General features: G+C 64.5%; 27 protein-coding genes. 10 read left to right on the top strand and 17 right to left on the bottom strand.

What is annotated here, in order from left to right:
* Positions 1-100: 100 nt before the first annotated feature.
* From PIN31009_RS28220 to PIN31009_RS21100, 11 genes are all read right to left on the bottom strand, one after another.
* Positions 101-460, bottom strand: coding sequence for a helix-turn-helix domain-containing protein (locus PIN31009_RS28220; RefSeq protein ID WP_246185792.1), 360 nt, complete (start codon positions 458-460; stop codon positions 101-103).
* A gap of 251 nt (positions 461-711) precedes the next feature.
* On the bottom strand, positions 712-1,422 hold the full coding sequence (locus PIN31009_RS21145) for an ABC transporter ATP-binding protein (RefSeq protein WP_150791493.1): 711 nt from the start codon (positions 1,420-1,422) through the stop codon (positions 712-714).
* Positions 1,419-2,189, bottom strand: coding sequence for an ABC transporter ATP-binding protein (locus PIN31009_RS21140; RefSeq protein WP_087686666.1), 771 nt, complete (start codon positions 2,187-2,189; stop codon positions 1,419-1,421). Before PIN31009_RS21140 ends, PIN31009_RS21145 begins: the two co-directional genes overlap by 4 nt.
* Positions 2,186-3,160, bottom strand: a complete 975-nt coding sequence (locus PIN31009_RS21135; protein WP_150791492.1) for a branched-chain amino acid ABC transporter permease — start codon at positions 3,158-3,160, stop codon at positions 2,186-2,188. Before PIN31009_RS21135 ends, PIN31009_RS21140 begins: the two co-directional genes overlap by 4 nt.
* An 8-nt stretch (positions 3,161-3,168) precedes the next feature.
* Entirely contained in the window at positions 3,169-4,089 is a 921-nt protein-coding gene (locus PIN31009_RS21130) for a branched-chain amino acid ABC transporter permease (protein WP_058377798.1), read from the bottom strand.
* On the bottom strand, positions 4,086-4,985 hold the full coding sequence (locus PIN31009_RS21125) for an alpha/beta hydrolase (protein WP_150791491.1): 900 nt from the start codon (positions 4,983-4,985) through the stop codon (positions 4,086-4,088). The genes PIN31009_RS21130 and PIN31009_RS21125 overlap by 4 nt, the downstream gene beginning before the upstream one ends.
* A gap of 168 nt (positions 4,986-5,153) precedes the next feature.
* The gene (locus tag PIN31009_RS21120) at positions 5,154-6,347 is read right to left on the bottom strand and encodes an ABC transporter substrate-binding protein (RefSeq protein WP_087686668.1); all 1,194 of its coding nucleotides are present in this window, start codon (positions 6,345-6,347) and stop codon (positions 5,154-5,156) included.
* A gap of 235 nt (positions 6,348-6,582) precedes the next feature.
* The gene (locus PIN31009_RS21115) at positions 6,583-7,578 is read right to left on the bottom strand and encodes an amidohydrolase family protein (RefSeq protein ID WP_150684858.1); all 996 of its coding nucleotides are present in this window, start codon (positions 7,576-7,578) and stop codon (positions 6,583-6,585) included.
* 62 nt (positions 7,579-7,640) lie between these two features.
* Positions 7,641-8,183 (bottom strand): 3-hydroxyanthranilate 3,4-dioxygenase, encoded by a 543-nt coding sequence (locus PIN31009_RS21110; RefSeq protein WP_087722227.1) that lies wholly within the window; start codon positions 8,181-8,183, stop codon positions 7,641-7,643.
* A 45-nt stretch (positions 8,184-8,228) separates the two neighbouring features.
* Entirely contained in the window at positions 8,229-8,669 is a 441-nt protein-coding gene (locus PIN31009_RS21105; RefSeq protein WP_058377803.1) for a RidA family protein, read from the bottom strand.
* Between the two features lie 119 nt (positions 8,670-8,788).
* Positions 8,789-10,261, bottom strand: a complete 1,473-nt coding sequence (locus PIN31009_RS21100) for a 2-hydroxymuconic semialdehyde dehydrogenase (RefSeq protein ID WP_150791490.1) — start codon at positions 10,259-10,261, stop codon at positions 8,789-8,791.
* Positions 10,262-10,661: 400 nt separating this feature from the next.
* Here PIN31009_RS21100 and PIN31009_RS21095 point away from each other — a divergent pair, with 400 nt between their 5' ends.
* Both PIN31009_RS21095 and PIN31009_RS21090 read left to right on the top strand, forming a co-directional pair.
* Positions 10,662-11,894 carry a hypothetical protein gene (locus PIN31009_RS21095; protein ID WP_150791489.1) on the top strand — a complete coding sequence of 411 codons (1,233 nt, stop codon included), beginning with the start codon at positions 10,662-10,664 and terminating at the stop codon, positions 11,892-11,894.
* Positions 11,895-12,070: 176 nt separating this feature from the next.
* Positions 12,071-13,177, top strand: coding sequence for a hypothetical protein (locus PIN31009_RS21090; protein WP_150791488.1), 1,107 nt, complete (start codon positions 12,071-12,073; stop codon positions 13,175-13,177).
* Here PIN31009_RS21090 and PIN31009_RS21085 read toward each other — a convergent pair.
* Positions 13,159-13,725: an SRPBCC family protein gene (locus PIN31009_RS21085; protein ID WP_150684854.1), complete on the bottom strand. Its 567-nt coding sequence runs from the start codon at positions 13,723-13,725 to the stop codon at positions 13,159-13,161. The two genes, PIN31009_RS21090 and PIN31009_RS21085, sit on opposite strands and share 19 nt — an antisense overlap.
* 253 nt (positions 13,726-13,978) lie before the next feature.
* Between PIN31009_RS21085 and PIN31009_RS21080 the strand changes: the two genes are divergently transcribed.
* The 6 genes from PIN31009_RS21080 (at position 13,979) to PIN31009_RS21055 (ending at position 19,879) form a co-directional block, all read left to right on the top strand.
* Positions 13,979-15,025: a LacI family DNA-binding transcriptional regulator gene (locus PIN31009_RS21080; RefSeq protein ID WP_150791487.1), complete on the top strand. Its 1,047-nt coding sequence runs from the start codon at positions 13,979-13,981 to the stop codon at positions 15,023-15,025.
* Between the two features lie 236 nt (positions 15,026-15,261).
* A complete protein-coding gene (locus tag PIN31009_RS21075; RefSeq protein ID WP_150791486.1) occupies positions 15,262-16,275 on the top strand; it encodes an extracellular solute-binding protein in 1,014 nt (337 codons plus the stop codon).
* 36 nt (positions 16,276-16,311) lie between these two features.
* The gene (locus tag PIN31009_RS21070; RefSeq protein WP_087686674.1) at positions 16,312-17,136 is read left to right on the top strand and encodes an ABC transporter permease; all 825 of its coding nucleotides are present in this window, start codon (positions 16,312-16,314) and stop codon (positions 17,134-17,136) included.
* A 5-nt stretch (positions 17,137-17,141) separates the two neighbouring features.
* Positions 17,142-17,945: an ABC transporter permease gene (locus PIN31009_RS21065; protein ID WP_150684851.1), complete on the top strand. Its 804-nt coding sequence runs from the start codon at positions 17,142-17,144 to the stop codon at positions 17,943-17,945.
* 55 nt (positions 17,946-18,000) lie between these two features.
* A complete protein-coding gene (locus tag PIN31009_RS21060) occupies positions 18,001-19,044 on the top strand; it encodes an ABC transporter ATP-binding protein (protein ID WP_058380163.1) in 1,044 nt (347 codons plus the stop codon).
* 7 nt (positions 19,045-19,051) lie between these two features.
* Positions 19,052-19,879 carry a phosphodiesterase gene (locus tag PIN31009_RS21055; protein ID WP_150684850.1) on the top strand — a complete coding sequence of 276 codons (828 nt, stop codon included), beginning with the start codon at positions 19,052-19,054 and terminating at the stop codon, positions 19,877-19,879.
* Between the two features lie 2 nt (positions 19,880-19,881).
* Here the strand turns inward: PIN31009_RS21055 and PIN31009_RS21050 are convergent, their stop codons facing one another.
* The 3 genes from PIN31009_RS21050 to PIN31009_RS21040 all read right to left on the bottom strand — a co-directional run bounded on the left by PIN31009_RS21050 (position 19,882) and on the right by PIN31009_RS21040 (position 22,986).
* Positions 19,882-21,081, bottom strand: a complete 1,200-nt coding sequence (locus PIN31009_RS21050) for a globin domain-containing protein (protein ID WP_150791485.1) — start codon at positions 21,079-21,081, stop codon at positions 19,882-19,884.
* 176 nt (positions 21,082-21,257) lie between these two features.
* Positions 21,258-21,887: a flavodoxin family protein gene (locus PIN31009_RS21045; protein WP_150791484.1), complete on the bottom strand. Its 630-nt coding sequence runs from the start codon at positions 21,885-21,887 to the stop codon at positions 21,258-21,260.
* 67 nt (positions 21,888-21,954) lie between these two features.
* Complete coding sequence (locus tag PIN31009_RS21040) at positions 21,955-22,986, bottom strand: MDR family NADP-dependent oxidoreductase (protein ID WP_150791483.1); 1,032 nt, start codon at positions 22,984-22,986, stop codon at positions 21,955-21,957.
* 84 nt (positions 22,987-23,070) lie between these two features.
* On the opposite strand from PIN31009_RS21040, the gene PIN31009_RS21035 reads away from it, so the two are divergent.
* Positions 23,071-23,709, top strand: coding sequence for a TetR/AcrR family transcriptional regulator (locus PIN31009_RS21035; RefSeq protein ID WP_150791482.1), 639 nt, complete (start codon positions 23,071-23,073; stop codon positions 23,707-23,709).
* Positions 23,710-23,743: 34 nt separating this feature from the next.
* On the opposite strand, the gene PIN31009_RS21030 is transcribed toward PIN31009_RS21035, so the two are convergent.
* A complete protein-coding gene (locus PIN31009_RS21030; RefSeq protein ID WP_150791481.1) occupies positions 23,744-24,910 on the bottom strand; it encodes an ankyrin repeat domain-containing protein in 1,167 nt (388 codons plus the stop codon).
* A gap of 253 nt (positions 24,911-25,163) precedes the next feature.
* Here PIN31009_RS21030 and PIN31009_RS21025 point away from each other — a divergent pair, with 253 nt between their 5' ends.
* A complete protein-coding gene (locus PIN31009_RS21025; RefSeq protein ID WP_150684845.1) occupies positions 25,164-25,841 on the top strand; it encodes a DUF1415 domain-containing protein in 678 nt (225 codons plus the stop codon).
* Between the two features lies 1 nt (position 25,842).
* Here PIN31009_RS21025 and PIN31009_RS28100 read toward each other — a convergent pair.
* On the bottom strand, positions 25,843-26,055 hold a 213-nt coding region (locus PIN31009_RS28100), incomplete at its 5' end, for a hypothetical protein (RefSeq protein ID WP_217426821.1).

Below are 26,055 nucleotides of genomic sequence, written 5' to 3'. Positions count from 1 at the left end.
GCATCGACGGTCGCTGACCGCTGACCGCCGCCCCCGGCATCTGCATGGACGCAGACGCTACACATCCACTACACAGCCACTACAGCGAAGCTACCCGCCCTCAGAGGCCGGCGAGCGCCGAGACGAGTCCCGGATTCTGTTGCACGAGCCGGATCAGGCACGCCGCCTGAGCATTCGGCCGCGCACGGCCTTGTTCCCAGTTTTCCAGCGTACGCGGGTTGGTCCGCAGGTAATGCGCAAAGACATTGCGCGACATGCCCAGATGCTTGCGCAAGGCGAGCAATTCTTCGGGAAACACTTCCAGCTTAGGTAGCGGGGTACGCGGTAATTCCTTGATGTTGAGCGGCAAGTCCGCAGGGAGTCCGCTATTGACGTGCGCCGGCTCGGTGGGCGGTGGCGCACCGGTGTCCTGCGTGAGCAGCCAGCGGAACGGATTGGAAGGCGTATTCGAGTAAGCCATAGTCCTGCCCGGTGTCAGTGGGTGAAAGTTAAGGGGAGCGCGTGCGCGGATGAGGTGAGTCGCGTCAGGCTTGTGAAGTCAATCAAGCGGGACTGATTGCAACACAACGTCTGCCCGGGCGCTTTCACAAAACTCTCGTGGTTTTCGCGTCTGACACCTATCGAGTACTACGCACTCAGGTGATGCCTGAGTGCCGCAGAGTGGGTGTGCGGGTGCAGCGCGAGGCTGCGGCCCGCCACTTCCGGCCCGGTTCACACGCCGAGATAGGCCTGCAATTGCGCCATATCGCGGCGCAGTCCGGCGGAGTCTCCCTGCCACGCCACACGGCCCTTGTCGACGATGTAGTGACGGTCGCCCAGCTCCAGCATCGGCGCCAGATTCTTATCGATACAGAGAATCGACAGGCCGCTGCCTTTGAGTTGCTTGAGGCATTGCCAGATTTCACCGCGAATGAGCGGCGCGAGGCCTTCCGTCGCTTCGTCGAGAATGAGCAATTTCGGATTCGTCATCAGCGCGCGCCCAATCGCGAGCATCTGTTGCTCGCCGCCCGAGAGATTGCTGCCGAGATTTTTCTCACGCTCGCGCAGGCGAGGGAACAGTTCGTAGATGCGCGCGAGCGTCCACGGCGAACCGGCCCCGTGACGATTGCCTGCCGTCGCTACGAGATTCTCGCGCACGGTCAACGTCGGGAAGATCTGGCGGCCTTCGGGCACCAGCCCTATACCGGCGCGGGCAATGCGATGCGAGGGGCTGGCGTGAATCGGCTGACCGTCGAAGACGATCTCGCCACGCGCCGGGCGCATGAGTCCGGTGATCGACTTCACCGTGGTCGACTTGCCCATGCCGTTGCGCCCGAGCAGCGTGACGAACGCGCCGCGCTCGATCTCGAGCTGCATGCCGAACAGCGCCTGACTCGCCCCGTAATACGACTCGACGCCGGCCAAAGACAACAGAGTGCTCATGCCGTCGCTCCCAGCATTTCGTTGCGGGTTTCGTCCCCGAGATAGGCTTCGCGCACGCCCGCATCGTTGCGGATCGTGTCGGCGTCGCCGCAGGCAATTGCGCGGCCGTAGACTAGCACCGTGATGCGGTCAGCCAGTGCGAAGACAGCGTCCATATCGTGTTCGACGAGCACGATGCCGTAGTCGCCCTTGAGTTCGGCGAGCAAGTGCGTCATCTGCTCCGATTCGGCTTGCGACATCCCCGCCATCGGTTCGTCCAGCAGCAGCAATCGCGGCTGCCCGGCCAGCGCCATGGCGAGTTCGAGTTGCCGATGCTCGCCGTGGGCGAGGGCGGACGCGGGAACGTTCATGCGTGCCGCCAGCCCGGTGCGCGCCAGAATCTCGCGCGCCGGTTCGACGAGCGACGCCTGACGAATGGCCGGCCGCCAGAACCCGAAGCTGTGCCCCTGCATCGCCTGCACGGCGACCAGCACGTTCTCGAGCGCAGTGAATTCGCGAAACACCGAGGTGATCTGATACGAGCGGGCGAGGCCGGCGCGCGCGCGTTGCTCGATCGGCATGCCGGTGATGTCGCGTCCGTCGAAATGGATCGATCCTTCGTCGGAGCGCAACTCTCCGGCCAACTGGCCGATGAGCGTGCTTTTGCCGGCACCGTTCGGTCCGATGATGGCGTGCAGCTCGCCCGGGGCAACGTCCAGACAGAAATGATCGGTGGCGGTGAGTCCGCCGTAGCGTTTGACCAGTTGGTCGACTTTGAGCAGGCTCATGCTTTGCCCTCCACCGCGCGCGTGCGGCGTGCGAGGCGCACTTGCAGGTCGCCGAGCAGGCCGTACAGGCCGCGTCGCGAGACCAGCACCGAGATCACGATCAGCGGGCCGAAGATGATCATCCAGTGCTCGGTCAGTCCTTTCAGGCCTTCTTCGATGAGCAGCATCGCGGTGCTGCCGAGCACCGGGCCGAAGAACGAGCCGAGTCCGCCCAGCACGACCATCACGATCAGTTCGCCCGACGCCGTCCACGCCATGTAGGCGGGCGAGACGAAGTGGGTGAGGTTGGCGTAAAGCATGCCGGCCACGCCGCACACCATGGCGCTGATGACGTAAGCCACGAGCTTGTAGCGCAGCGTCGGGTAGCCCAGCGCGCGCATGCGGCGGTCGTTCTGGCGGCTGCCGCGAATCACCATGCCGAAGCGCGCGTCGACCAGCCGGCGGCCTGCCCATACGCACAGGCAGAGCACGGCAAAGGCCACGTAATAGAGCACGGTCGGGTTATCGAGCGACACATTGCCGAAGCGGCTGGCTGCGGCCACCGGCAGGCCGTCGTCGCCGCCGTACTGCTTCAGGCCTACGGCCAAGAAGTAGAACATCTGCGCGAAGGCGAGCGTGATCATGATGAACGCGATACCGGTCGTGCGCAGCGAGAGCAGGCCGGTGAGGGCGCCGACGAGGGCGCACACCAGCAGCGTCACGCCCAGATGCACGAAGCCGTTATCGATGCCGTGAAAGCTCAGAATGCCGACCACATAAGCGCCCAGCCCCAGATAGAGCGCATGGCCGAAGCTGACCATGCCGCCGTAGCCAAGAATCAGATCGAGCGAGACGGCGGCGATGGCGAACACCACGATGCGGCCGAAGAGGGTGAGATAGAACGGCTGTTGCACGGCCGTCGCGTAAATGGGCACCAGTGCCAGAAAGGCCAGCAACAGCAGCGGCACGGCGGTGCGAAGATTCAGTTTCATTTCCATCGTCAACCGTGTTTGACCGGGAACAGGCCTTGCGGACGAACCGCGAGTACCGCGGCCATGACAAGGTAGATGAGCATCGAAGCGAGCGCGGGGCCGGCGGTGTCCGCCGTGCTGCGCTCCATCAGACTGCGAAGCAGCGTGGGCAATGCCGTGCGGCCGACCGTATCGACCACCCCGACGATGAGCGCCGCGAGAAACGCGCCGCGCACCGACCCGATGCCGCCGATCACGATCACCACCATCGTGAGAATCAGGATGGGTTCGCCCATGCCCGGCTGCACCGAGAGAATCGGGCCCGCCATCAGGCCGGCAATCCCCGCGAGAATCGCCCCCAGCCCGAACAGCAGCGAGTTGAGCAGCACGATATTCACGCCGAGCGCGCCGACCATCTGACGGTGCGTCGCGCCGGCACGAATCAGCATGCCGATGCGCGTGCGGTGAATCAGCAGATAGCAGCCGAGGGCAACGGCCAGCCCCACGAGAATGATGAGGAAGCGATACGCCGGGTATTGCAGGCCGAACAGATCGACGGTGCCGCCCAGCCACTCGGGCACTTCCATGTAGTAGGGCGACGGGCCCCAGATCATACGCGCCAGTTCGTTGAAGAACAGGATGAGGCCGAACGTGGCGAGCACCTGATCGAGGTGATCGCGGTCATACAGCGTTTTGAGCGCCACGAATTCGACGATCAGGCCGATGATCAGCATGGCCGGAATGATCGCGATGGCAGCCAGCGCGAACGACCCCGTATGGTTGTAGACGGTGGCCGCGATAAACGCGCCCATCATGTACAGCGAGCCGTGCGCGAGGTTCACGAAGTTCATGATGCCGAACACGAGCGTGAGCCCGGCCGCCATCAGGAACAGCAGCACCCCGAGTTGCAGCCCGTTCAGGCACTGCATGATGAAGAGGGTGAGGCTCATTTGGCCTCCTCGCGGTTCGCGGCAGCGGCCGTGCCGGCAAGCAACCCCATCTGACGGAAGATGGCCTGCGTGAGCGGGCTGGCCGGGTCGTTCAGCGTCAGCACGATATCGAAGTGATTGGTGCCGGGCATCGGTACGTACTCGCCGGTGAAGCCGCGCTCACGCCATGCCGCGAGGTAGTCCACGCTCTGGCGTTTGAACTCGGCCGTCTCGGTCTCGCCGTACGACACGACGATCGGGCAGCCGTGGGCGGGCAAGTGAAACTGCGGGCTGTTGCGCGTGGCATCGTCCGCGCTGAGCTTCATCCATTCGTTGATATGCGTGAACGGAATCGGCGTGAGATCGAACAGGCCCGAGAGCGGTGCGGCACCGGCAATCACATCTTCCGGCACGCCGTATTTGGCATGCCAGCCCTGCGCGAGCAACATGCCGGCGAGATGTCCGCCAGCGGAGCTGCCGCACACGTGAATGCGTTTCGGGTCGCCGTGATGCGCCCCGATATGGCGATGCACCCACGCGAGCGCGCGGCGGGTCTGGTCGACGATAGTGTCGAGCGACGCGCCGGGGGCCAGCGTGTAGTTGATGGTGACGACAGTCGCCCCGGCCTGCGTGAACGCGGGCGCCATGTTGCTGGAGTCGCTCTTGTTCAGGGCGCGCCAGTAGCCGCCATGGACGAAGAAGAACACGGGCGCACCGGGCGTGGGGGCGGGAAAAATGTCGAGCGTCTCGTCGGGATGATCGCCGTAGGCGACGTCGAGGACGCAGGGAACCGTGGCGCGTGCGTGCGCGCTATCGGCGGCGTATTGCTTCAGGATGTCGAGGACGTTGGGCGTGGTGGCGCGGGCGTTGTACTCAACGTCCAGCTCGGCCTCGTCGAAATTGCGGTAGCGCTTCATAAACCCTCGTAGTGCTCAGGTAATGCTCAGCTGGTCCAGCGGATACGGATCGTTCAGATGTGCGGGTCGTGCAGGAACAGTGCCGCCGGTGCAACGGCACCGGGGCACTTGCGGCCGCCCGTCATCGACACGGGCGGTGCGCGGCTTACGAAAAAGACGGATGCAGACTTACGACTTGATCTTGCACTGCGCGGCCAGGTCGGCACGCGTCTGGATCTTGATCTGGCCCTTGGTCGCGAAGGCGGCACCTGCGCTGTCTTTGACGACATCTACGCGATAGAACTGCGCGATCGGGAACTGGTTGCTGGCAAACTTGAACGGGCCACGCACGGACGAGAAGTCGGCTTGCTTGAGTGCCGCGCGCAGCGCTTCGCGATCGGCCACGCTGCCCTTGGTCTTGGTGAGCGCCGAGTCGATCAGGTTGGCTGCGTCATACGACTGCGCGGCGTACATCGACGGCACGCGGTTGTATTTCTTCTGGAAGGCCGTGACGAACTGCTTGTTCTGCGCGTTGTCGAGGTCGGGCGAGTAGGGCGCGCTGGTGATGGCGCCTACGGCGAGTTCTTTCAGTGCGGGCAGGGTCGAGCCATCGATGGTCGACACGGAGATCAGCGGAATCTTGCCGAGCAGCCCGGCCTGACGGTATTGCTTGACGAAGTTCACGCCCATGCCGCCCGGGTAGAAGACATAGACGGCATCGGGTTTGGCCGCCTGCAACTGGGCGATTTCTGCCGAGTAGTCAGGCTGGTTGACCTGCGTGTACACCTCGTCGACGATCTGGCCCTTGTAGTCGCGCTTGAAGCCGTTCACCGCGTCGCGTCCGGCCTGATAGTTCGGCGCCATGACGTACATCTTCTTGTAGCCCAGATCGCTCGAGAGCTGGCCGCCGGCCTCATGCAACTCGTCGTTGTCCCACGAGGTGGAGAAGAAGTTCGGCGAGCATTGCGCGCCGGCAATCGGGGTCGGGCCGGCGTTCGAGCCGACCATGACCACACCCGCGTTGGTCACGTTCTTGTGGATGGCCATCATCACGTTCGAGAACGTCACGCCGGTGATGATCGACACTTTGTCGCGCTCTACGAGCTTCTGCGCGGCCTGCACGCCCACGTCGGGCTTGAGCTGGTCGTCTTCCTTGATCACCTGCACCGGCACGCCGCCCAGCTTGCCGCCCTTTTGCTCGACGGCGAGCATGAAGGCGTCGTACTGGTCCTGACCGAGCGCACCGCCCGGGCCGGAGAGCGTGCCGATGAAGCCGATCTTGACCTCGGCATGCGCACCGCCGGCGGTGAGCAGTGCTGCGGCGGCGGCAATAGCGCCCAGGACTGCGATCGTTTTGCGTTGCGTGGTCTTCGTTCCCGTCATCATGGTCTCCAAACTAAGTTCCGGAACTGGCAAACACTGTGAGCAGAGGGTTCGTGCCGGGCAGCCTGAGCGCTTCTTTATGGCGGTCATCGTCAGCCGGGCACGTCGGTCATACGTAGGCGTTATTTCGATGGCTTAATTTAAATTGTTTAAGCATCAAATATTTCAGTGCCCAGCCTAAACGACGCCTATTACGTAGGCAAGCAATTTCAAAAACACCTCGGGAAAGCACCAGTTACAGCCCGAAGAACTCCCGGGCGTTGCCGGCCAGAATGCGCTCGCGGGCGTGGGCGTCCAGACCCGGCTGATCGGCCACCAGCTTGCCGATCTCCTGTTCGCCGAGCGGGAACGGGTGGTCCGAGCCGAGCATGATGCGATCGACGCCCATCGTGTCGACCAGCAGGCGCAGGGCGCGCGGGTCGAACACCGCGCTGTCGACGTAAAAACGGTCCAGATAATGAGACGGCGGGTGCGGGCTGTCGGCGCGCACGATGTCGCGGCAATGCCACGCATTCTCGGCGCGGCCCAGCAGGTAAGGGAAGCCGCCGCCGCCGTGGGCGAAGCACAGCTTGAGCGAGCGCGGCAGGCGCTCGAAGGCCCCTGAGAGAATCAGCGACAGGATGGAGAGTTGCGTCTCGGCCGGCATCGCCACCAGCCACGGCATCATCCACTTCTTCATGCGGCCGTCGGTCATCATGTCCCACGGGTGCACCAGCACGGGGATGTGTTCGTTGCCGCAGTGCCGCAAAAACGCCACCAGATGCTCGTCGTCGAGATCTTTCGGTCCGAGGTGATTGCCGATCTGCACGCCGACGTGGCCGGTGGCTTTGGCGCGCGACGCTTCGGCGCAGGCGAGATCGAGGTCTTGCAAGGGCACCTGCGCCATCGCCTTCAGGCGCGTGGGTGCGTACGCGCAGTGCTCCAGCGCGAGATCGTTCATGCGCTGCACCCAGTCCATCACGGCATGGCCGTCGTAGCGATAGCCGAACATGATCGGCGTCGCGCAGACCACTTGCAGGTCGATCCCGTGACGGTCGAGTTCTTCGATGCGCAGCGCGGGGTCCCACAGCGCGCGATAGACGGGGCGGAAGGCCTTGTCGGCGAGCATGATGTTGCCGGTCTCGCCATTCTCGTCAATGCGCAGCCACGGCGCGGTGGCGGCGTCCAGTCGTGCCGCTTCTTCCTGCGTGATACGCGGGAAGAAGTGGGCGTGCATGTCGATTTTCTTCATGAAGTGACTTGTTCTGTCGGGTAGTGGGCTGGGGCCGAGGGCCGAGGGCAAATTGCGCCGCGTCAGGCAGCCGCCGGGGCCGATGCAGCGCGCCCCGGGTGGATCTCGCCGCAGCTCGGGCAACGGCGCAACGTTTCGCTGCCGTAGAACGCGTCGAACAGCGGCGGCAGGTCGGTCACGATGCTTTTCAACTGCACTTCGACGCGATGCACCTGCGTGCCGCACTTCAGGCAATACCACTCGAAACCGTCGAGCAGACCCGCCGGACGCTGGCGCTCGATGACCAGACACAGGCTGTCGGCCTCGGGGCGTTGCGGCGAATGACGCACGTGCGGCGGCAGCAGGAAGATGTCGCCTTCCTTGAGATCGACGCGTTCTTCACGGCCATCGATCCAGAGCTTCAGCCACGCGTTGCCCTTGAACTGATAAAAGAATTCTTCGAGCGGATCGTCGTGATAGTCGGTGCGGTGGTTGGGGCCACCGACCACGGTCACGATGAAATCGCTGTCCTGCCAGACTTGCTGGTTGCCGACCGGTGGCTTGAGCAGATGGGCATGCTCGTCGATCCAGCGCTGGAAATTGAAGGGTTTGCCGTACGTCAACATGCTGTCTCCCGAATCATGTCGCGTTGAATTTATTTTGCGTCTGGCTCAGCGGGCGCGCGGCGAGTACGCCACGCACTTGATCTCGATGAGCAGCAGCGGGTGCGGCAATTGGTGCACGGCCACGGTGGTGCGCGTGGGGCCGTTTTCATCGAAGTATTCGCCGTACACCTCGTTATAGCCGCCGAAGTCGTTCATGTTCACGAGAAACGAGCCCACTTCCACCACATCGGCCAGCGTCGCGCCTTCGCTCGCGAGGATGTCGCGAATGTTCTCGATGACGGCGCGGGTCTGTTCGCGAATGTCGAGCTGGGTCACGCCCAGCGCATCGACCTGCGCACCGGCGTAGCTGTTGTCGGGGCGGCGCGAACTGGTGCCCGAGACGAACAAGAAGTCGCCCGCACGCTTGATGTGCGGGAATTTACCGCGCGGCTTGGCCTTGCCGGCGACGACGCGGGCTTGCGTGTCTTGCGATTGCGTTGCGCTCATGAGTGACGCGTCTCCGTAATTTTTCGTGTGCTTCTGTTGGCTTGTCAGCGTGCGGCGCACGGGCGCGGGGGTATCGACCCCCATCGATAGCCCCCGCGCCGTCGCCTCACATTGTCAGGTCAGAGTTTGATGCAGATGTTGGTGATTTCGGAATAGAAGTCGAGCGAGTGACGCCCGCCTTCGCGTCCGAGGCCCGACAGCTTCACGCCGCCGAACGGCGTGCGCAGGTCGCGCAGGAACCACGTGTTCACCCACACGAGACCGGTCTGGAACTGACGCGCCACACGGTGAGCGCGCGACAAGTTGGTCGTCCACACGCAGCCGGCCAGACCATAGTCGCTGTCGTTCACGCGGCGGATGACTTCGTCTTCGCTGTCGAACGGCGCGACGTGACACACCGGGCCGAAGATTTCTTCGCGCACGCAGCGTGCCGTATCGGGCAGGCCGGTCCAGACAGTCGGCTGCACGAAGGCGCCTTCGTCGCGGGCGTCGCCGAACACGGGCACACCGCCGCCGGTGACGACGGTCGCGCCTTCTTCGACGGCCAGCTTGTAATAGGACAGCACTTTTTCACGATGCTTACGCGAGACGAGCGGGCCCATCTGCAGGCCTTGCGCGTCCGGGGCGTCGATGCGCAGGGCGGCGGCGCGCTCGGCCAGCGCGGCAACGAAGCGCTCGTAGATCGGGCGCTCGACATACACGCGCTCGGAGCACAGACAGACTTGGCCTGCGTTGGTGAACGACGAGCGCACCACGCCGTCGACGGCGGCGTCGAAGTCGGCGTCGGCGAAGACGACGGCGGCGTTCTTGCCACCGAGTTCGAACGAGATTTCCTTCACACCATCGGCCACGGCTTTCATGATGGCGCTGCCCGTGCGCGACTCACCGGTGAAGGTGATGGCGGCGACGTCGGGGTGCTTGGTCAGGAATTCGCCCGCCGAGTTGGGGCCGAAGCCGTGCACGAGGTTGAACACGCCCGGCGGCACGCCGGCGGCGTCCATGACTTCGGCGAGCAGCGTCGCCGACGAAGGCGTTTCTTCCGACGGCTTGGTCACCACGCAATTGCCCATGGCAAGCGCTGGTGCAACTTTCCACGTGAAAAGCAGAAGCGGCAGGTTCCACGGCGAGATGATGCCGATGACGCCGAGCGGCTTGCGGGTGACGTAGTTCATCACGTCGCCGCCGTCGGCTGCGCGCATCTCGTACATCTCGGTGCCGGCGGTCTTGATCAGATCGGCAAACATGCGGAAGTTGGCGATGCCGCGTGCGATGTCGAGCGTGCGGGCCTGTTCGACCGGACGGCCGGTATCGGCGACTTCGGCGGCGACGAAATCGTCGAAGCGCGCCTGAATGCCGTCGGCGATGCGATGCAGTACGGCGGCGCGTTCGGCCGGGGTGGTCTTGCCCCACGGGCCTTCGTGCAGGGCGCGGCGGGCAGCGACGACGGCGCGGTCGACGATGGCGGCATCGGCTTCGCAAACCTTTGCGATGAGCCGGCCATCGACCGGGCTCACGTTATCGAACTGACGATCGGTGGCGATGAACGCACCGTCCACGTAGTGCCGCAGCAGCGGCGGGGTCGCAAGGCTCACGAGGTCTCCCAATACATTAGTGTTTTGCGGGACGGTGGCGCTTGGGTGGCGTGCCGCCAGTAGCGTCACGCGGGAGAAGGCGATAGGCCACCGCCAGATGCCCTCAAGTCTAGGCATCCAGCGATATAAAAAATAATGAAATCTATCGTGGTGTCTATTCCTTTGTGGAATATCGGCATCCATTGCAAGGCGGCCCGGTCCGAAAGCCATCCGGCGAATGCCGACAGCGCTTGCAGGGGGCCGCACTGAGAATTGGCGCTCCTTTCGTCCGGGCGGCCTAATGAAACCTACCTCCTCTGCGGCACCCGGTGTCGATCGCTTTTCTCCCTATCCCCGTCAATCGGATCGCCTTCGCCCCGGCATCGCCACCGCATCTTCGCAACCCCCGGGTCTCTCACCCATGCCTCGCGTTCCGGCTTCGACGGCCGTTCACGGCCTCACCAGACCGCCCAGTGATGCAACGATCCATCAGCTCTTTGCCGAAGGGCTCGCGAGCGTGCTGCAATCGCACGTCGATATCGTCAGCCCCCGCTACCCGACGATTCGCGTCGCCCCGTGGGACCACGATGCCGGCGTCTGGGTGATTCGCTTCTCTACGCCCGAGGCGGCTTCCACGGCGCAGGCGGGCGAGGTGGGTGAGGTGGGCGCGAGTCTCGCCCCAAACCGCAGGTTGCATCTCACGCTCAGTCATTTCGATTTCGCGCAATGCGAAGTCAGGCAGCGCAGCGGCACCGTGCCCGAAGATCGGGCGCTCGCGTGGGCAGGGGCAGCGGCCCGCCAGTGCCAGCGCGCGCAAGCAGCGCTGGGTCGGGGTGCGGCGTTACCTGACGAGGCCCCCTCGCGCTGGCATTGGCAAGTGGGTGAACTGCCACGACTGCGCAATGAAGACGTCGACGCGTTTGAACTCGACCTGTCCGGCTATCTGCAACGTCTGGTGCGTGCTCAAACGCCACCGGCGGTGCCGTTCTCGGCACGGGCGCACACGACAGGTTCTACGTACTCGGCGGTTTCGGCGGCATCAGAACTGGACCCCGTCACCTCTGCGCCTCCCGACGTTGCGTCGCTGGCGTGGTGTCCGGAGGGTATTCCGGCGTTTCACGCTTCGTCGCCAACGCTGATGCGAACCCGGGACGTTGCGCGTTACCTGTTTGCCCGACGCCGCTTTGCTCCCGCCCGCGATCTCTGGCGTGAACTCAAAACGTGGGGCGTTCCTAAAACGGCGCTCGCAACGTTCCTGAACAACGATATGGGCACGCGCACGTGTTTCGATGAAGGGCTTCGCGAACCCTGGAACGGGCGGTTGGTCTGTCTCGACGATCTCGTGGCGTGGGAAGCCACCGCAGCGCATTACGAAGTGCGGGACACCCGGACGGTCGCGGCGTCCACTTTTGCGCAGTCGCGTCATATCGACTCGCGACAGTTTGACGACATGACGTCGATGACGTCCCTGCACGAGGTGATCGTCTGGCACGCGCAGGGCAGGTCGCTCGAAAGTCTTGATCGGGAATGCACCGGTCTGGACATCTCGGTGATTCAGCGAGAAACATGTGCGCCGATCACCTATTTGTTGAGAATGCGCAGAACGCGCTTTGCGATGTCTGAACCGAGCCGACGTTCAAATTCGACACAATGAAAACGGCGCTCACCGCTTTCACCACTTCGCTCCGTGCCTACCGCTTCAGACCTTACGCGAAGGCTGAAACGGCACCGTGCCCCAGCCCGCCCATCAAGCCGGATCGAACCCTCGGCGACAGCACGTCCCGCGACGGCACTGCCAGCCATCGTCGATTGGCTGACGCGTTGGCGAGCGTGCTTCAGAGTCGCGTCGATATCGCTCACCCGCGGCATGCGACGGTCCGGATCTGGCGGGGCTTGCCCGAAGGCAGCCTATGGGTGATTCATCTGACGTCGCTGCATGCGCTGCGCGATCACGACGAGGCAGATCAGCGGCTACACCTCACCCTCGGCTATTACGACTTACGCGGAGACAACGCAGCGCAATACGGCGGCGTCGTGCCCGGGCATCGGGCGATGGCATGGGCCGGGGCGGTGATCCGGCGATGTCAGCGCGCAGCGGCCGCGACCCCGGGGTCGGATGCGCGTGACGAACGGGGGGGCAACGCGTCCGATGTGCCCGATGTGCCCGCTGGCTGGCGTCTGGTGTTCCGGGCGATGCCTGATGTGACGCCGGCAGACGTCGACGCCTTCGAACTCGATATGCAGAGCTACTTGAACCGCGCTGCCAATGTCGACGCGTCCCCGTCACCGGCGTCTTCGCTGCCCTCGTCATCCCCGTCCCAGTCGTCGGTATTCCAGTCGTCCGCGGCATCCCCGGCATCCCCGGCATCCCCCGTATCTCCTGACGTGCCGCTGATGGGCGTGATGCGTGGCGGTCTGCCGGCGTTCCACGATGCCTCGCCGACCATCGTACGGAGCAAAGATCTCGCTCGCTACCTGATGGCACTGAACCGGACGCACGACGCGCCCTTTGTGGTGTGGGACATCGCCAAGTCTTGGGGGCTGGAACCCAACCAACTGGCCAGCTTCATGAACAGATACTTTGATCCACGGTCGTGCTACGACACACTCCTGAGCGAGCCTTGGCGAGGGCGGCTGGTCTGTATCGAAGATTTTTTGGCGTGGGAGCGCCACGTGGCGAAGTGGGCACAGCGACAGTGGAATGCCGCGATGTGGCCTAAGACGTTTTCAGATGAGCACGGCATCGACACCCTTCAATTCGCCGACATCATCAGGTCGAAGGCGTGTGGCGTCATCACCTCATGGGTCCGGCAGGGGCGTTCGCTTATCGATGCCAATGACGTACCCGGCGTACTGAATGTCACACCGCTCGAGCGGATGGCGCCACCGGGGGTGTACTGGATCAAACGGACCACCCGTCAGCCCCGCCCATCATGACTGGCCCGGGCGCGGGCCGCACGAAGGTCGCGCGGGGTGCGGTCTTCGCCAATGGCGGCGGGCGGCAGGTCCGTATCGAGGCATTCCACCAGATGGGCATTGAGTACGGCGGCGAGCCCTTCGCCGCCACGGCGCATGACGTAATTGTGGTTCCAGCGGAACAGCGGCTGGGCAAGCGGCGCCAGTTTGCTCATCCACGCCCGGTTCGTGCGCACATCCCAGCCGTACCGCACGACGGTAATCGACCCCTCGGTGTCGAATCGCCATAGGCCGGTGCCTTCCGCGTCGCCGCTGGCTTCCACCCGGATTTCGCGCATCGGCTCGACGTGCGTGACCCGCGTCTCGAACGTAAGCGAGTAGGGCAGCGCACCGTGCCACGTCAGACGCCGCACGGCACCGACGCCATCGGCGCCGCCCGCATCGAGCGTTTGCACCTCGCGTACGCAGGGCCACCAGCGGGCCCAATGGTCGACGTCGCGAATGGTGTCCCAGACTTCTTCGAGCGGCGCAGTGAGCCGCCACAAGGTGAGGAAGTGATATTCGTTCATGGCCGATCCCGGTCGTAGTGGGTGGGGGTGCCGTCACGCCCGATGCATGGGGAATTTCAGTATAGGTCGCATCCCCGGGCTTCGACGCCCGCCGCAACGGGCGGCCGGCTGTCATCAATTCATCACATTGTCTCCATAGAATCCCGGAGTGAAAACGTTTTCGTAAACGTTTACATTTACGCAAAAGCCGCTAACGGTCGTGATTGCCCCAACGGGTCGATCCGCCGCACGGCACCACAAGAGGAGACTGGGTTTGGCAGATATCCGGGATGTCGCGCAACGCGCGGGCTGTTCGATCGCCACCGTGTCACGTGCGCTCAATTCGCCGCAACTGGTGCGTCCGGAGACGCTCGCCCGTGTGCAGGCGGCTGCCGCCGAGTTGAAATTCCGCCCCAATGCGCTGGGCCGCCAACTGCGCGGCGAGCGCACCGGCCTCATCGGGGTGATGCTGCCGACGCTGGGCAACCCGGTGTTTGCCGATTGTCTGGAAGGCATCGAAGCCGCCATCGACGGCACGGGCCGCCGCCTGTTGCTGGTGACCACCCAATACGACCCCGAGCGCGAGCGCAATGCCATCGAGACGCTGCTGCAACAGCGCGTGGACGGCCTGCTGCTCACCCTGGCCGACGCCGAACACAGCGCCCTCGTCGACGACCTCGCCGCCGAAGGCGTGGCGTGCCAACTGGTCTACAACGACGCCCCGAACCGGCCGTGTGTCTCGGTCGACAATCGCGCCGCCGCCGCGCAGGGCGTGGCCATGCTGATCGAGGCGGGCCATCGCGACATCGTCATGGTGACCGGGGCGCTGCATGCCTCGGACCGCGCCAAGCGCCGCTTTCTCGGCTATGGCGACGCGATGCAAGCCGCCGGGCTCACGCCGCTGCCGGCCTTCGAAATCGATTTCAACAGTGGTGCCCGTGGCGAACGGGTGCGCGAGTGGCTGGCGCAGCGCGAGCGCGACGGCGCCCGCCCCACGGCGTTGTTCTGCTCGAACGATCTGCTGGCGCTCGGCGTGATGCGCGCGCTGCGTGAAGCCGGTCTGCGCGTGCCCGACGATATCTCCGTGCTCGGCTTCGACGGGCTGGCCGTGGGCGAACTGCTTTCGCCGACGCTCGCCACCGTGGTGCAGCCCAGCGTGGAGATTGGCCGGCATGCGGCACAACGGCTGCTCGCCCAGATCGAGGGCCGGTCGCCCGGGGGCACTTCACCCGCGCCAGCGACGGCCGAGATGAGCCACGCGCTGATTCTGCCCCACACGATTCGCCGTGGCGGCACGGTGGCGCCGCCGCCGCACAAGTGACAACAGGTTTCAAGCATCAGGTTTCAAGCAGTACAGCAACACAAGGTATCGACAAGGAAATTGGCCGGCGACTCGCTCCATCACGTTGTGGCAGAGAGCGCAGCGACGGCCGAGGCAATCAGGCATCAGGCCGCAAGGCCCGAATCGTCAACATCGACAGCAACGCAGTACCGACCGCACCTACCCGGCAGCACGCGAGTGCCGCCAATGGTCAAGACGCTCAGGAGCCCACAGAAATGAAGCTTTGGATCACCCGCGCCGCCCGCACGCTGGCGCTTTTCACCCTGCTCGGCGCTGGCGCCGCGCACGCCCAGCAGACGGCAATCTGCTACAACTGCCCGCCGGAATGGGCGGACTGGGCCGGTCAGGTCAAGGCCATTGCGCAAGACACCGGCATTCGCGTGCCGCTCGATAACAAGAACTCGGGCCAAGCCGTTGCGCAGATGATCGCGGAACAGAAGGCACCGGTGGCCGACGTCGTCTACCTCGGCATCACCTCGGCGATCGAAGCCGGCAAGAAGGGCCTGCTCGCCCCGTACAAGCCGGCCCATTGGGATCAGGTGCCGGCAAACCTGAAGGACCCGAACGGCCTGTGGACGACGATCCACTCGGGCACGGTCGGCTTCTTCGTGAACCGCGATGCGCTGGAAGGCAAGCCGGTGCCGCGTTCGTGGGCCGACCTGCTCAAGCCGGAATATCGCGGCATGGTGGGCTATCTGGACCCGAGCAGCGCTTTCGCCGGCTACGCCGCAGCGATTGCCGCCAATCAGGCACTGGGCGGCTCGATGGACAACTTCGCCCCGGCCATCAGCTTCTTCCAGAAGCTCAAGGCCAACTCCCCGATCGTGCCGAAGCAAACGGCCTACGCGCGCGTGCTCTCGGGTGAGATCCCCATCCTGATCGACTTCGACTTCAACGCCTATCGCGCCATCTACAAGGACCGCGCCAACGTGCAGTTCGTGATTCCGATGGAAGGCACCGTGTCGCTGCCGTACGTGATCGCGCTCGTGAAGAACGCCCCGCATGCGGACAACGGCAAGAAGGTCATCGACTACACGCTCTCGGACAAGGGCCAGGCCCATTGGTCGCAGGCGTTCCTGCGTCCGGTGCGTGCCAGCACGATGCCGGCCGACGTGGCTGCCAAGTTCCTGCCGGCCACCGACTACGCCCGTGTGAAACCGGTTGACCTTCAGAAGCTTGCCGACCAGCAGGATGCATTCGGTCAGCAATATCTGAAGAACGTGCGCTAAGCACGACCTACGGGACTGAGGAAGAGGAACGAGACGATGCGTGACCTGACCCTGCCGCGCGGTTGGCGCGTGGCACTCCTGCTGCCTGCGCTGGCGGTGTTTCTGGCCTTCTGGCTGTTGCCGATGGCCGCGCTCGTGCAGGTCAGCGGCGACGGTCACGCGTTCGAGACCTATCGCGCCATTCTTACCAACGCGCGATATCTCGACAGCCTGTGGCAGACGGTCGTGCTCTCGGCACTGGTCACGCTCGCCACGCTGGCGCTATCGCTCGTCGCGGGCCTCTTTCTCACCCGGCATGACTTCGCGGGCAAATCGATCCTCGTGTCGATGCTCACGTTGCCGCTGGCATTCCCCGGTGTGGTGGTCGGTTTCATGGTCATCATGCTGGCGGGACGTCAGGGGCTGATCGGCGATCTGACGCTCAAGCTCGTCGGTCACAAGCTGGTGTTTGCGTATTCGCTGGCCGGGCTGTTCCTCGGCTATCTCTATTTCTCGATTCCGCGCGTGATCCTCGCCGTGATGGCCGCTGCGGAGTCGCTCGATCATTCCCTCTCGGAAGCCGCATCGTCGCTCGGCGCCGGGCCGTTTGCGATTCTGCGCGACGTCACGTTGCCGGCGCTCGCGCCTGCGCTGATCGCTTCGGGCGCGATGTGTTTCGCGACCTCGGTCGGTGCGTTCGGTACCGCGTTCACGCTCGCGACCGACATCGACGTGTTGCCGATGACCATCTACACCGAGTTCACGCTCAACGCGAATGTGGCGACGGCGGCAGCGCTCTCGGTGATTCTCGGCATCGTCACGTGGGCCGTGCTGATGCTCGCGCGTAATTTCGCCGGGCAGACGGTTGCCGCCGGAGGCTGATCCCCATGCTCAAGAAAACCCTTTTCACGCTGCAACTGCTGCTCACGCTGCTGATGTGCGCGTTCTTGCTGGTGCCGGTCGGCATGTCGGTGCTCGCCGGCTTGTCGGTCAATTACTTCAAGGGGCCGTCGGCCGGTCTCACGTTCAAGTGGGTGATTCAGGTCTGGCAGGACTATCACGACGCCATTCTCAACTCGCTGTACGTGGGTGCCGCCACGCTCATTCTCGTGACGCTGCTCGGTGTGCCGGCGGGCTACGTGCTGGCACGCTGGAATAGCCGCATGGCCCGCTGGATCGAAGAACTGCTGACGCTGCCGATCGCCCTGCCGGGGCTGGCCAGTGCGCTGGCGTTGATCAGTGTGTATGGCGGCATGCGCGACTTCCGCCAGAGCCTCGCGTTCATCGTGGTGGGCCATGTGATCTTCACGCTGCCGTTCATGGTGCGTGCCGTGGCGGCCGCGTGTGCCGATTCGCGAATCAAGCTGATGGAAGAGGGCGCCGCAAGTCTCGGCGCGACGTTCCTGCGACGCTTTATGACGGTGGTGCTGCCCAATATCCGCAGCGAGATCGTGGCGGCGGCGCTCATCGTGGTGACGCTCTCGCTCGGCGAATTCAACCTGACGTGGATGCTGCACACGCCCGACACCAAGACGCTGCCCGTGGGGCTGGCCGACGCGTATGCGTCGCTGCGTCTGGAGATCGGCAGCGCCTATACGGCGGTGTTTTTCGTGCTGATCGTGCCGCTGCTCATCGTCATGCAGATGACGGCGCAGCGCGCCAAGGTTCGCAATGCGCGCGGCCGCACCTGATACGCACAAACATACGCACGCGCCATTGCACACAAAGCATGCCAAGGAAATTGCGATGAAACTGACTTCGATTCCGATCCATCTCGAACGCTGTGCCAAGACGTTCAACGGCAACACGGTGTTGCAGCCGCTCGATCTGACGATCGGTGCCGGCGAGACGCTGGTGCTGCTCGGCCCGTCGGGCTGCGGCAAGACCACTACCCTGCGCATGATCGCAGGCCTTGAGCGCCCCGATGCAGGCGGGCGCGTGCGCTTCGGCGATGAGGACGTCACCCGTCTGCCGATCGAAAAGCGCCGCGTGGGCATGGTCTTCCAGAACTACGCGTTGTTCCCCAACTTCACGGTGCGCGGCAATGTGGCCTATGGGCTGAAGCTGCGCGGGCTGCCGTCGGCGCAGGTCGACAAGCGCGTGGACGAATTGCTCGACCTCGTGCATCTGACGCCCTATGCCGACCGTGCCATTGCGCAACTCTCTGGCGGTCAGAAGCAACGTGTGGCACTGGCCCGTGCGCTCGCGCCGGAACCGCGCGTGCTGCTGCTCGACGAACCGCTCACCGCGTTGGACGCGAAGCTGCGCGAGACCGTGCGCGCCGATATGGACCGGCTGCTGCGCGGTCTGGGCGTGACGACGGTGTATGTCACGCACGATCAAGACGAAGCGATGGCGCTGGGCGATCGCATCGTGGTGATGAGTGCCGGGCGTATCGAACAGATTGGCGCACCGCGCGACATCTACTACCAGCCGGCGTCGCGCCACGTGGCGAACTTCGTCGGCACGCTCAATCGCATTGCCGGGGTGTGGCGCGAGGGGCACTTCCATACGGAAGGCGGACGGCTGGCTTGTCCGGACGTGCGCGCCGATGCGCAGGAACTGTATTTCCGTCCGGAAGACGCCATCGTGGTGCCGCCGGTCGATGCGCCGCTCGTCGGCAAAATCGAAGCCGTGCAATTCCTCGGCGACCGCACGCGCCTGACCGTCGGTGGCGTGTCACCGGCCGGTGCGGTGCTGGTCGAAGTTTCGAGCCGTCGCGAATGCCGCGTCGGCGACCCGGTGGGCCTGTCGTTGCCCGCCGCTCATGTCTTTACGCTTCACGGATAACCCGCTCATGCTGTTCGCGCAAATCAGCGACCTTCACATCAAACGGCCCGGCAAACTGGCCTATCGGCGTGTGGATACCGCCGCCTATCTCGAGCGCTGTGTGGCGCGCCTGAACACCCTCGTGCCGCGCCCCGACTTCGTGGTGCTCACGGGCGATCTGGTCGACTTCGGTGCTCGCGAAGAATACGAACACCTGCGCCGCCTGCTCACGCCGCTGCAAATGCCGTACTACCTTGTCATCGGCAATCACGACGGCCGTGACGCGCTGCGTGAAGTGTTTCCGGAGCACACGTATCTCGGCAAGCCGGGCGCGTTCGTGCAGTACACGGCGATGTTCGGGCCGCTGCGGCTGGTGGCGCTCGATACGCAAGACCCGCCCAATGGCGGCGGCCGTCTGTGCGACGAGCGGCTCGACTGGCTCGAAGCGACGCTGGCCGCCGATACCGAGACGCCGACGGTGATCGCCATGCATCACCCGCCGTTCGCCTGCGGCATCGAGCATATGGACGTGCAGGCGCTGGACGCGGGCGATGCTGCCAAGCTGGCCGCCGTCGTGCGCCGCTTCGATAACGTGGAGCGACTGATCTGCGGCCACGTGCATCGTCCGATTCACACGCGCTTCGCCGGCACCATCGCCAGCGTGTGCCCGTCGCCCGCGCATCAGGTCGCCCTCGACTTGCGCGAGGGCGGGCCGTCCGCGTGGGTGCTCGACCCGCCTGCGTTCCAGTTGCATCGGTACACGCCGCAAAGCGGACTCGTGTCGCACCTTGGCTTCGTCGACGATGCCGGTGGCACGCACCCGTTTTACGACGCGGCGGGCAAACTGATCGACTGAGATCAGCCCAGATCGAGCGCTTCCGGACCGAACACTTCGCGATGGATGCGCTCGGCAGGCACGCCCTGATCGCGCAGCGCACGCCATTGCGTCTGCATGAACGGCGTCGGTCCGCACAACAGGTAGTCGGCGCCCTCGGGCAACGGCAAGCGGGTGACGTCCATGCGCCCGGCGAAGGTGTAGTCAGTGCCTTCCCGCTCACTCGCCAGCGGCGTCTCGAAGAACGTGGCGACGCGCAGATGCGGCAATTGCGTGCCGGCGTGCAGCCATTGACGGCGCAGTGCCACGTGGGCGGCGTTACGCGCCGCGTGAGCAAACACGATCTCGCGGCGTGAGCCGTTGGCCGTCAGCGTAGCGAGCATCGACATCATCGGCGTGATCCCTACGCCAGCACTCAACAGCACCAGCGGATGGGCGGCGTCGAGCGTCGTCGTAAATTCGCCATACGCCGGGCTCACCTGAATACGATCACCCGCCTTCAGATTGGCGTGTAGCCAGTTCGAAACTTGTCCGGCCGGTTTGCCGTTCGACGCATCTTCGCGCTTGACGGTAATGCGCCAGTGCGGCGCCGTGGGCGCATCCGACAGGCTGTACTGGCGGCGCTGACGCAGGCCGTCCGGCAGCGTGACGGCTACGCTCACATATTGTCCCGGCACGAATTCGCCCGGCGACGTGCCTTCCGGTGTTTGCAGATAGTACGAAACGATGTGCTCGGTCTCGCGGTCGACGTCGGTCACGACCAGTTCGCGCAGCGCGCCCAGCGGTGCCTGCGTGCGCTCCGAGAGACGCGCTTCGGCCGCGATCAATTCGCCCGCCAGCAGCCAGTACGCTTCGTCCCATGCGGCAATCAATTCAGGCGTCGCGGCGTCGCCCAGCACGTCTTTGATGGCGGCCAGCAGATAACGGCCGACGATGGGGTAATGCGCGGGCGTGATACCGACCGAGACGTGCTTGTGAACGATGCGCTCCATCACGGGCGCCAGCGCAGCGGCATTGTCGATGTTCGCCGCGTAGGCAAACACCGCAGACGCGAGCGATTGCTGTTGCGCACCGCTGGCCTGATTCCCCATGTTGAAAAGATCGCGCAGTTCGGGATGTGCCTCGAACATGCTGGCGTAGAAGTGTCGCGTGATGGCGAGTCCGTGGTCGCGCAACACGGGGACGCTGGCGTCGATATACGGGCGGGAAGCAGCGGAAAGCATGGGGCACACTCCGAGTGTTATGAGTTCTGTTTCGGGCACGACGCTGAAGGCTTCAGACGTCGCGCACCACGGAGTGATTATAAGATGTAAATAAAATGCATCTTTAAGGGTGCGCCCAAATGCCGCATCTCAGCGGCGGGGGATTCGGTGCGCTTTCCCTTGGCAGATGCGATGTATCAGGCGAGCGCCGACGCGGTGGACGGTGCCTGTGTGCGGTGGGCGATACGTCCGCGTGCGAACTGAAGTGCCGTCTGCGCAACGCGCCAGCCGAGATGACGCGCCGTATCGAGGTCCGCTTCGGGCGGCGCCAAATCGGGGCCCTGATCGGTGTTCGATTGGGCTGCCGCGCCCAGCCAGAAGCCGAGGCGATTGAGATCGTTCGCCGAGCCCTGTGTGGAATTGTTCGCGGGCGGTAAGCCGAGGTTCACCCAATGCATGCCGTGCTGTGCGGCAAAGAGCGCCATCTGGATGAGGGTGGCGAGTTTGTCGCCGGCGTGCGCACCGGAGTTGGTAAAGCCCGCCGCAATCTTGTCCTGCCACACGTAGCCCTTCGTCATGACGATGTTCGACGTGGCTTCGGCAAACACTCTGAATTCCGCCGACGTGCCGCCCATGAAGGTCGGCGCGCCGAAGATGATGGCGTCGGCCTGTTCCAGATCGTCCCAGCGCGATGGCGCGGTTTCGCAGGGAATCAGGAGCGCGCTTGCACCGTCGGCGCGTTCGACACCTTCCTTGACGGCGGCGGCTTGTCGCGCCGTGTGGCCATAGCGACTGTGAAACACGATCGCGACGTTTGTACTCAACATGCTTAACTCCATTCGATCAGGGGATGAGAGGGGGATGGGGTATAGGTCGTATCTCAAGGGGGCTTGCTCACAACTCGACCAGCACCACACCTTTGAGCTTGCCCGCGCAGGCTTCCTGCAAGGCGAGCGGTGCGTTTTCCAGACCGTGGAACATCGTGCACGGCAGGTGAAAGCTGCCGTCGAGCCGCCACGCGTTCTGACGTGTGATCCATTCGTCGAACACGCTCTCGTCGTCGTCCGCGCTGTAGCCGCGCAGCGTGATGCCTTTGATGGGCAGTTGGAAGGCATCGATTTCGGTCGGTGCCACCGAGGTGGAGTGATTCGCGTGCAACTCCGCGCCGAGTGCGCCGAGAATCGCGAAGCGAGCCCCTTCGCGGGCTTGCGCAACGGCGGCGGTCAGTTGCTCGCCGCCGACCATATCGACGAAGACGTCGATGCCGTCGGGCGCGGCTTCGGCCAGTTGCGTCGCGAAGGGTTTGCCGTTGCGCACGATCACGGCGTCGTAGCCGAGGGCCTGCGTCATCCAGCCGGCTTTGTCGGCACTGCCGGTGCTGCCGATGACGCGTGCCGCGCCGAGACGGCGGGCGATCTGACCGGCCATCGAGCCGATGGCGCCGGCGCCGCTGGAGACCAGCGCGGTGTCGCCACGCTTCACCGTGATGCCGCGTGTAAGCGCGGCGTAGGCCGTCCAGCCATGGCCGAGATAGGCGGCGGGATCGAGTGGCCCGCTGGGCAGCCGTTTGCAGTGCCGCGCGTCCACCACGGCGTGCTCACGCCAGCCGAGCCGATGCGAGACGATCATGCCCGGCGCCAAGCCGGATTCGGGCGTGGCGGCGATCACTTCGCCGATGGCGCCGTCGGCGAGTGAGTCGCCGGGCGTGAGTGTGGGAAACGGGATGCCCTTGATGGCGGTGGCCTCGCGGCTGGCCATCAGCCGGGTGGAGATCGAGACGCGAAACCATCGATTGCGCACCAGCACCTCGTGCGGTGACAACGGGGGCAGGGGCACGTCGGTGAGTGCGAAGGATGACGAGGTCAGCGTGCCCTCGGGGTGGGCAGTGAGCGTGACGTGCCGGGTGATGCGAGGCAGGGCTGGCATAGCAAAATCCGTAGCGAAAGCAGGGGCACCGTGCGCTCGGGAATCGACGCAGGTATATTGCAATTTTTGCGTGGAACCCCCGCCATGCCTACTCGCCTTTCCTCAGGGCCGGTCGCGGCCCGCAGAGTCCCGCGGCAGCAGCGTTCGCGGGCGACGGTCGACGCGATTATCGAAGCCGCGGCTCGCGTTCTCGGTGCGCGCGGCTGGGCCAAATTCAATACCAACGAAGTCGCCAGTGTCGCCGGTGCGAGCATCGGCTCGTTGTATCAATACTTCCCCGACAAGCTGGCGCTGGCCGAGGCAATTCGCGAGCGCCATCTCGACGCGGTACTCGCGGTTCTGCCCGATCCGGATTCGCCACATGTGCCGGTGCGACTCGACACGCGTGTGGCCGATCTGATCGACGGCGTCATCCGCATTCACGCAGGCGACCAGCGTATGCATCACGTGTTGCTCGAGGAGGTGCCGCTCTCGACCCGTACTCAGGCCTTCGATGCGGAATATCTGCGCCGCTATCAGGCGCTGATCGTGCCGGACGGGCAGGCCGCGTGTGAACCGCGCGACGCCATTGCGGCGAAGGTGCTGGCGTCGGCGGTGGAAGGCGTTGTGCATGCCGCAGTGTCGCGCGGTGAGCTCGATTCGCCAGACGTGCGCTGGGAGCTCAATGGCTTTGTGTGCGCTTATCTGCGCGAGCGCCACGGCGGGTTGGCGCTCGGCGGCTGACGCGGACGACGCGGACGACGCAGCGCCGGGGGCCTCATGGCGTATTCAGACCCGGATGGCCGCTGGCGTGCATCCAGCGGGCATAGTGTGAAGCCAGAAAGATGAAATGTTTGCGCTGAAACGGGGGCAACAGATCGATGGCCGTTTCCCCGCTGGCATTGAGCGCGTTGGCATCGCCCCCTGCGGCCAGTGCGGAAACGATCGCGACGATCGCTGCGCTGTATTGCGAGGACGCCGACTGTAAGGTCCGGGCGAGATGATGCAAGACGGAATTCATTTCACGATCGGTTGCCGCGGGGCAGGCCCCGAACTGGAGAACGACGCGCGCGGCATCGATATAGCCGTCGAGTACCAGACGTGCGGTGAGCGGCATGCCTGCGAGGTCCGACACCGAGAGCTGGGCACCATGGTTGACCAGCAGGGCAACGCGATCCTGAATGGCATGGTTTAACGCCTGCGGCGACAGGTTGGCGCGCCGCGAGGCGAGCGTCACGGAAGTGAGCGCCGTATAGACCAAGGGATAGCCATGCATGTCGCGCTGATTGGCGCACGGCGTGATGTCCAGCAGGAACGCCAGCCAGTCGGGGGCGTGCGTGGCGCACAGGTGCGAGAGCGGCGGCAGGCAGCGTCCCACGTTGTACGGATCGGGAACGTCGATGACCCTGTCGCGCCCGACGGCGACCAATACCCGCAGCGCAGGGCCGAGGTCTGGAGAATGGGGCTCCGGTGTGATTTGCGAATGCAATCGCTGGCTCACGTGATCGACGAACAGACGGTGGTAGCCATCTGGGGTCGCGCCGTATCTGAGCCAGAGCAGCAGCCCCTCGTCGGAGGACAGCAGGTCGAGGTCGTCGCGGCTGGCCCCGTCATGCAGGGTCGCCGCGCCGAACATGCCGGTGTCGCGCAGTTGGTCGAAAGTGCGGCCCGTCACGGGTGTCGTGAGCAACGAGATCACGGTGTTGCGCAGTCTCGCGGTGTCGTCGCAATGGGCCTGTCCTTCGCGGCTTGCGAAGGCGCAGAGCGCGAGAAGTTCATCGGCGGCGGTGCACCCGGCACACCAGAGAATGCTGGCGAGCAATGTCGCGCGGATGCGGCCTTCCCGGAACTCGGTCAGCACGTGCACTAAGGGCTGTCTCGCCAGCGCCGTGAGGCAGGCGGCGGGCGCTGTGGTGGACGAGACCTCCGGGGTGGCGGTGGGCATATGGGCAGGCATGCGGACGGGCATACGGACAGGGGCGGGAATCGCAGGCGTGAGTGGACTCGGACGTGGCATGGTGAGGTGAGGCATGAGCGCTGTAGAGGAGAGCGGCATCATGCGGGGGCACCGGCGTTGCGGCCGTCGTGTCCCGCGGCGCCATTGCGGACTCTGTGAGGCCCGCCGCGCGTTTACAATGTCGGCTTACTGCGTCGCTGCCACGCGTCGCGCCAAAGCTTTTCTTTCCGTAGTTTTGCCCATGTCCGATTCGAACGACCTCGGTGCCACGTCGCCCGAGACAGAACCCCAAACCGAAGCGACCGCGGCGGTGATTGCGGCCACGCGTCACTGGCTCACGCGCGCCGTGATCGGCCTGAATCTTTGCCCGTTTGCCAAGGCCGTGCATGTGAAGCGCCAGATCCGCTATGTCGTGAGCGATGCGCACGACATGGAGGGCGCGCTGCTCGACCTTGAGCGCGAATTGCAGTGGTTGGCCGAAGCCGATCCGGAAGCGGTCGATACCACGTTGCTGATCCTGCCCGACGCGTTGCTCGATTTCCACGAGTACAACGACGCGTTGTTTTTCGCGGAGCGCATGCTCAAGCAACTGCGCTATGAAGGCGAGTTGCAAGTGGCGAGCTTTCATCCGGACTATCAGTTCGAAGGCACCGATCCGGACGACGCAGAGAACTACACCAACCGCTCGCCGTACCCGATTCTGCATCTGCTTCGCGAGGCGAGTATTGATCGCGCGGTCGAGGCGTTTCCGGATGCCGAAGAAATCTTCGGGCGCAACGAATCGCTCCTGCGCAAGATGGGCGTAGCGGGTTACCACGCGTGGATGGCAGAGCCTGCGGAAGACGAAGACGGGGCGAATGACAACGCGATCGGCGATGCCGAGGCGGCGGTGAACAAACCGGCGGGGGAAGGGAAGTAAATCAGGCAGGAACCCCACCATGACGGATGGGGTTTCGTCGCACGCCAAAAACAAAAAAGCCGCGCGACTGAATCGAGCGGCTTTCTTGTTGACTACGTACTACCTTCTGCTTGCATGACCAGGGACTGAAGAAGTCGCTGGTGCCGGAGAGAGGAACGGGAAAATGCCGTGTGAGCCTCTTCTGGCGGTGATCTGTCAGTTTTCCTGCGTTCCG

The sequence above is a fragment of the Pandoraea iniqua genome (assembly GCF_902459685.1).
GTDB classification, from domain to species: Bacteria; Pseudomonadota; Gammaproteobacteria; order Burkholderiales; family Burkholderiaceae; genus Pandoraea; species Pandoraea iniqua.
This window is presented reverse-complemented; position numbering and strand designations above follow the sequence as displayed.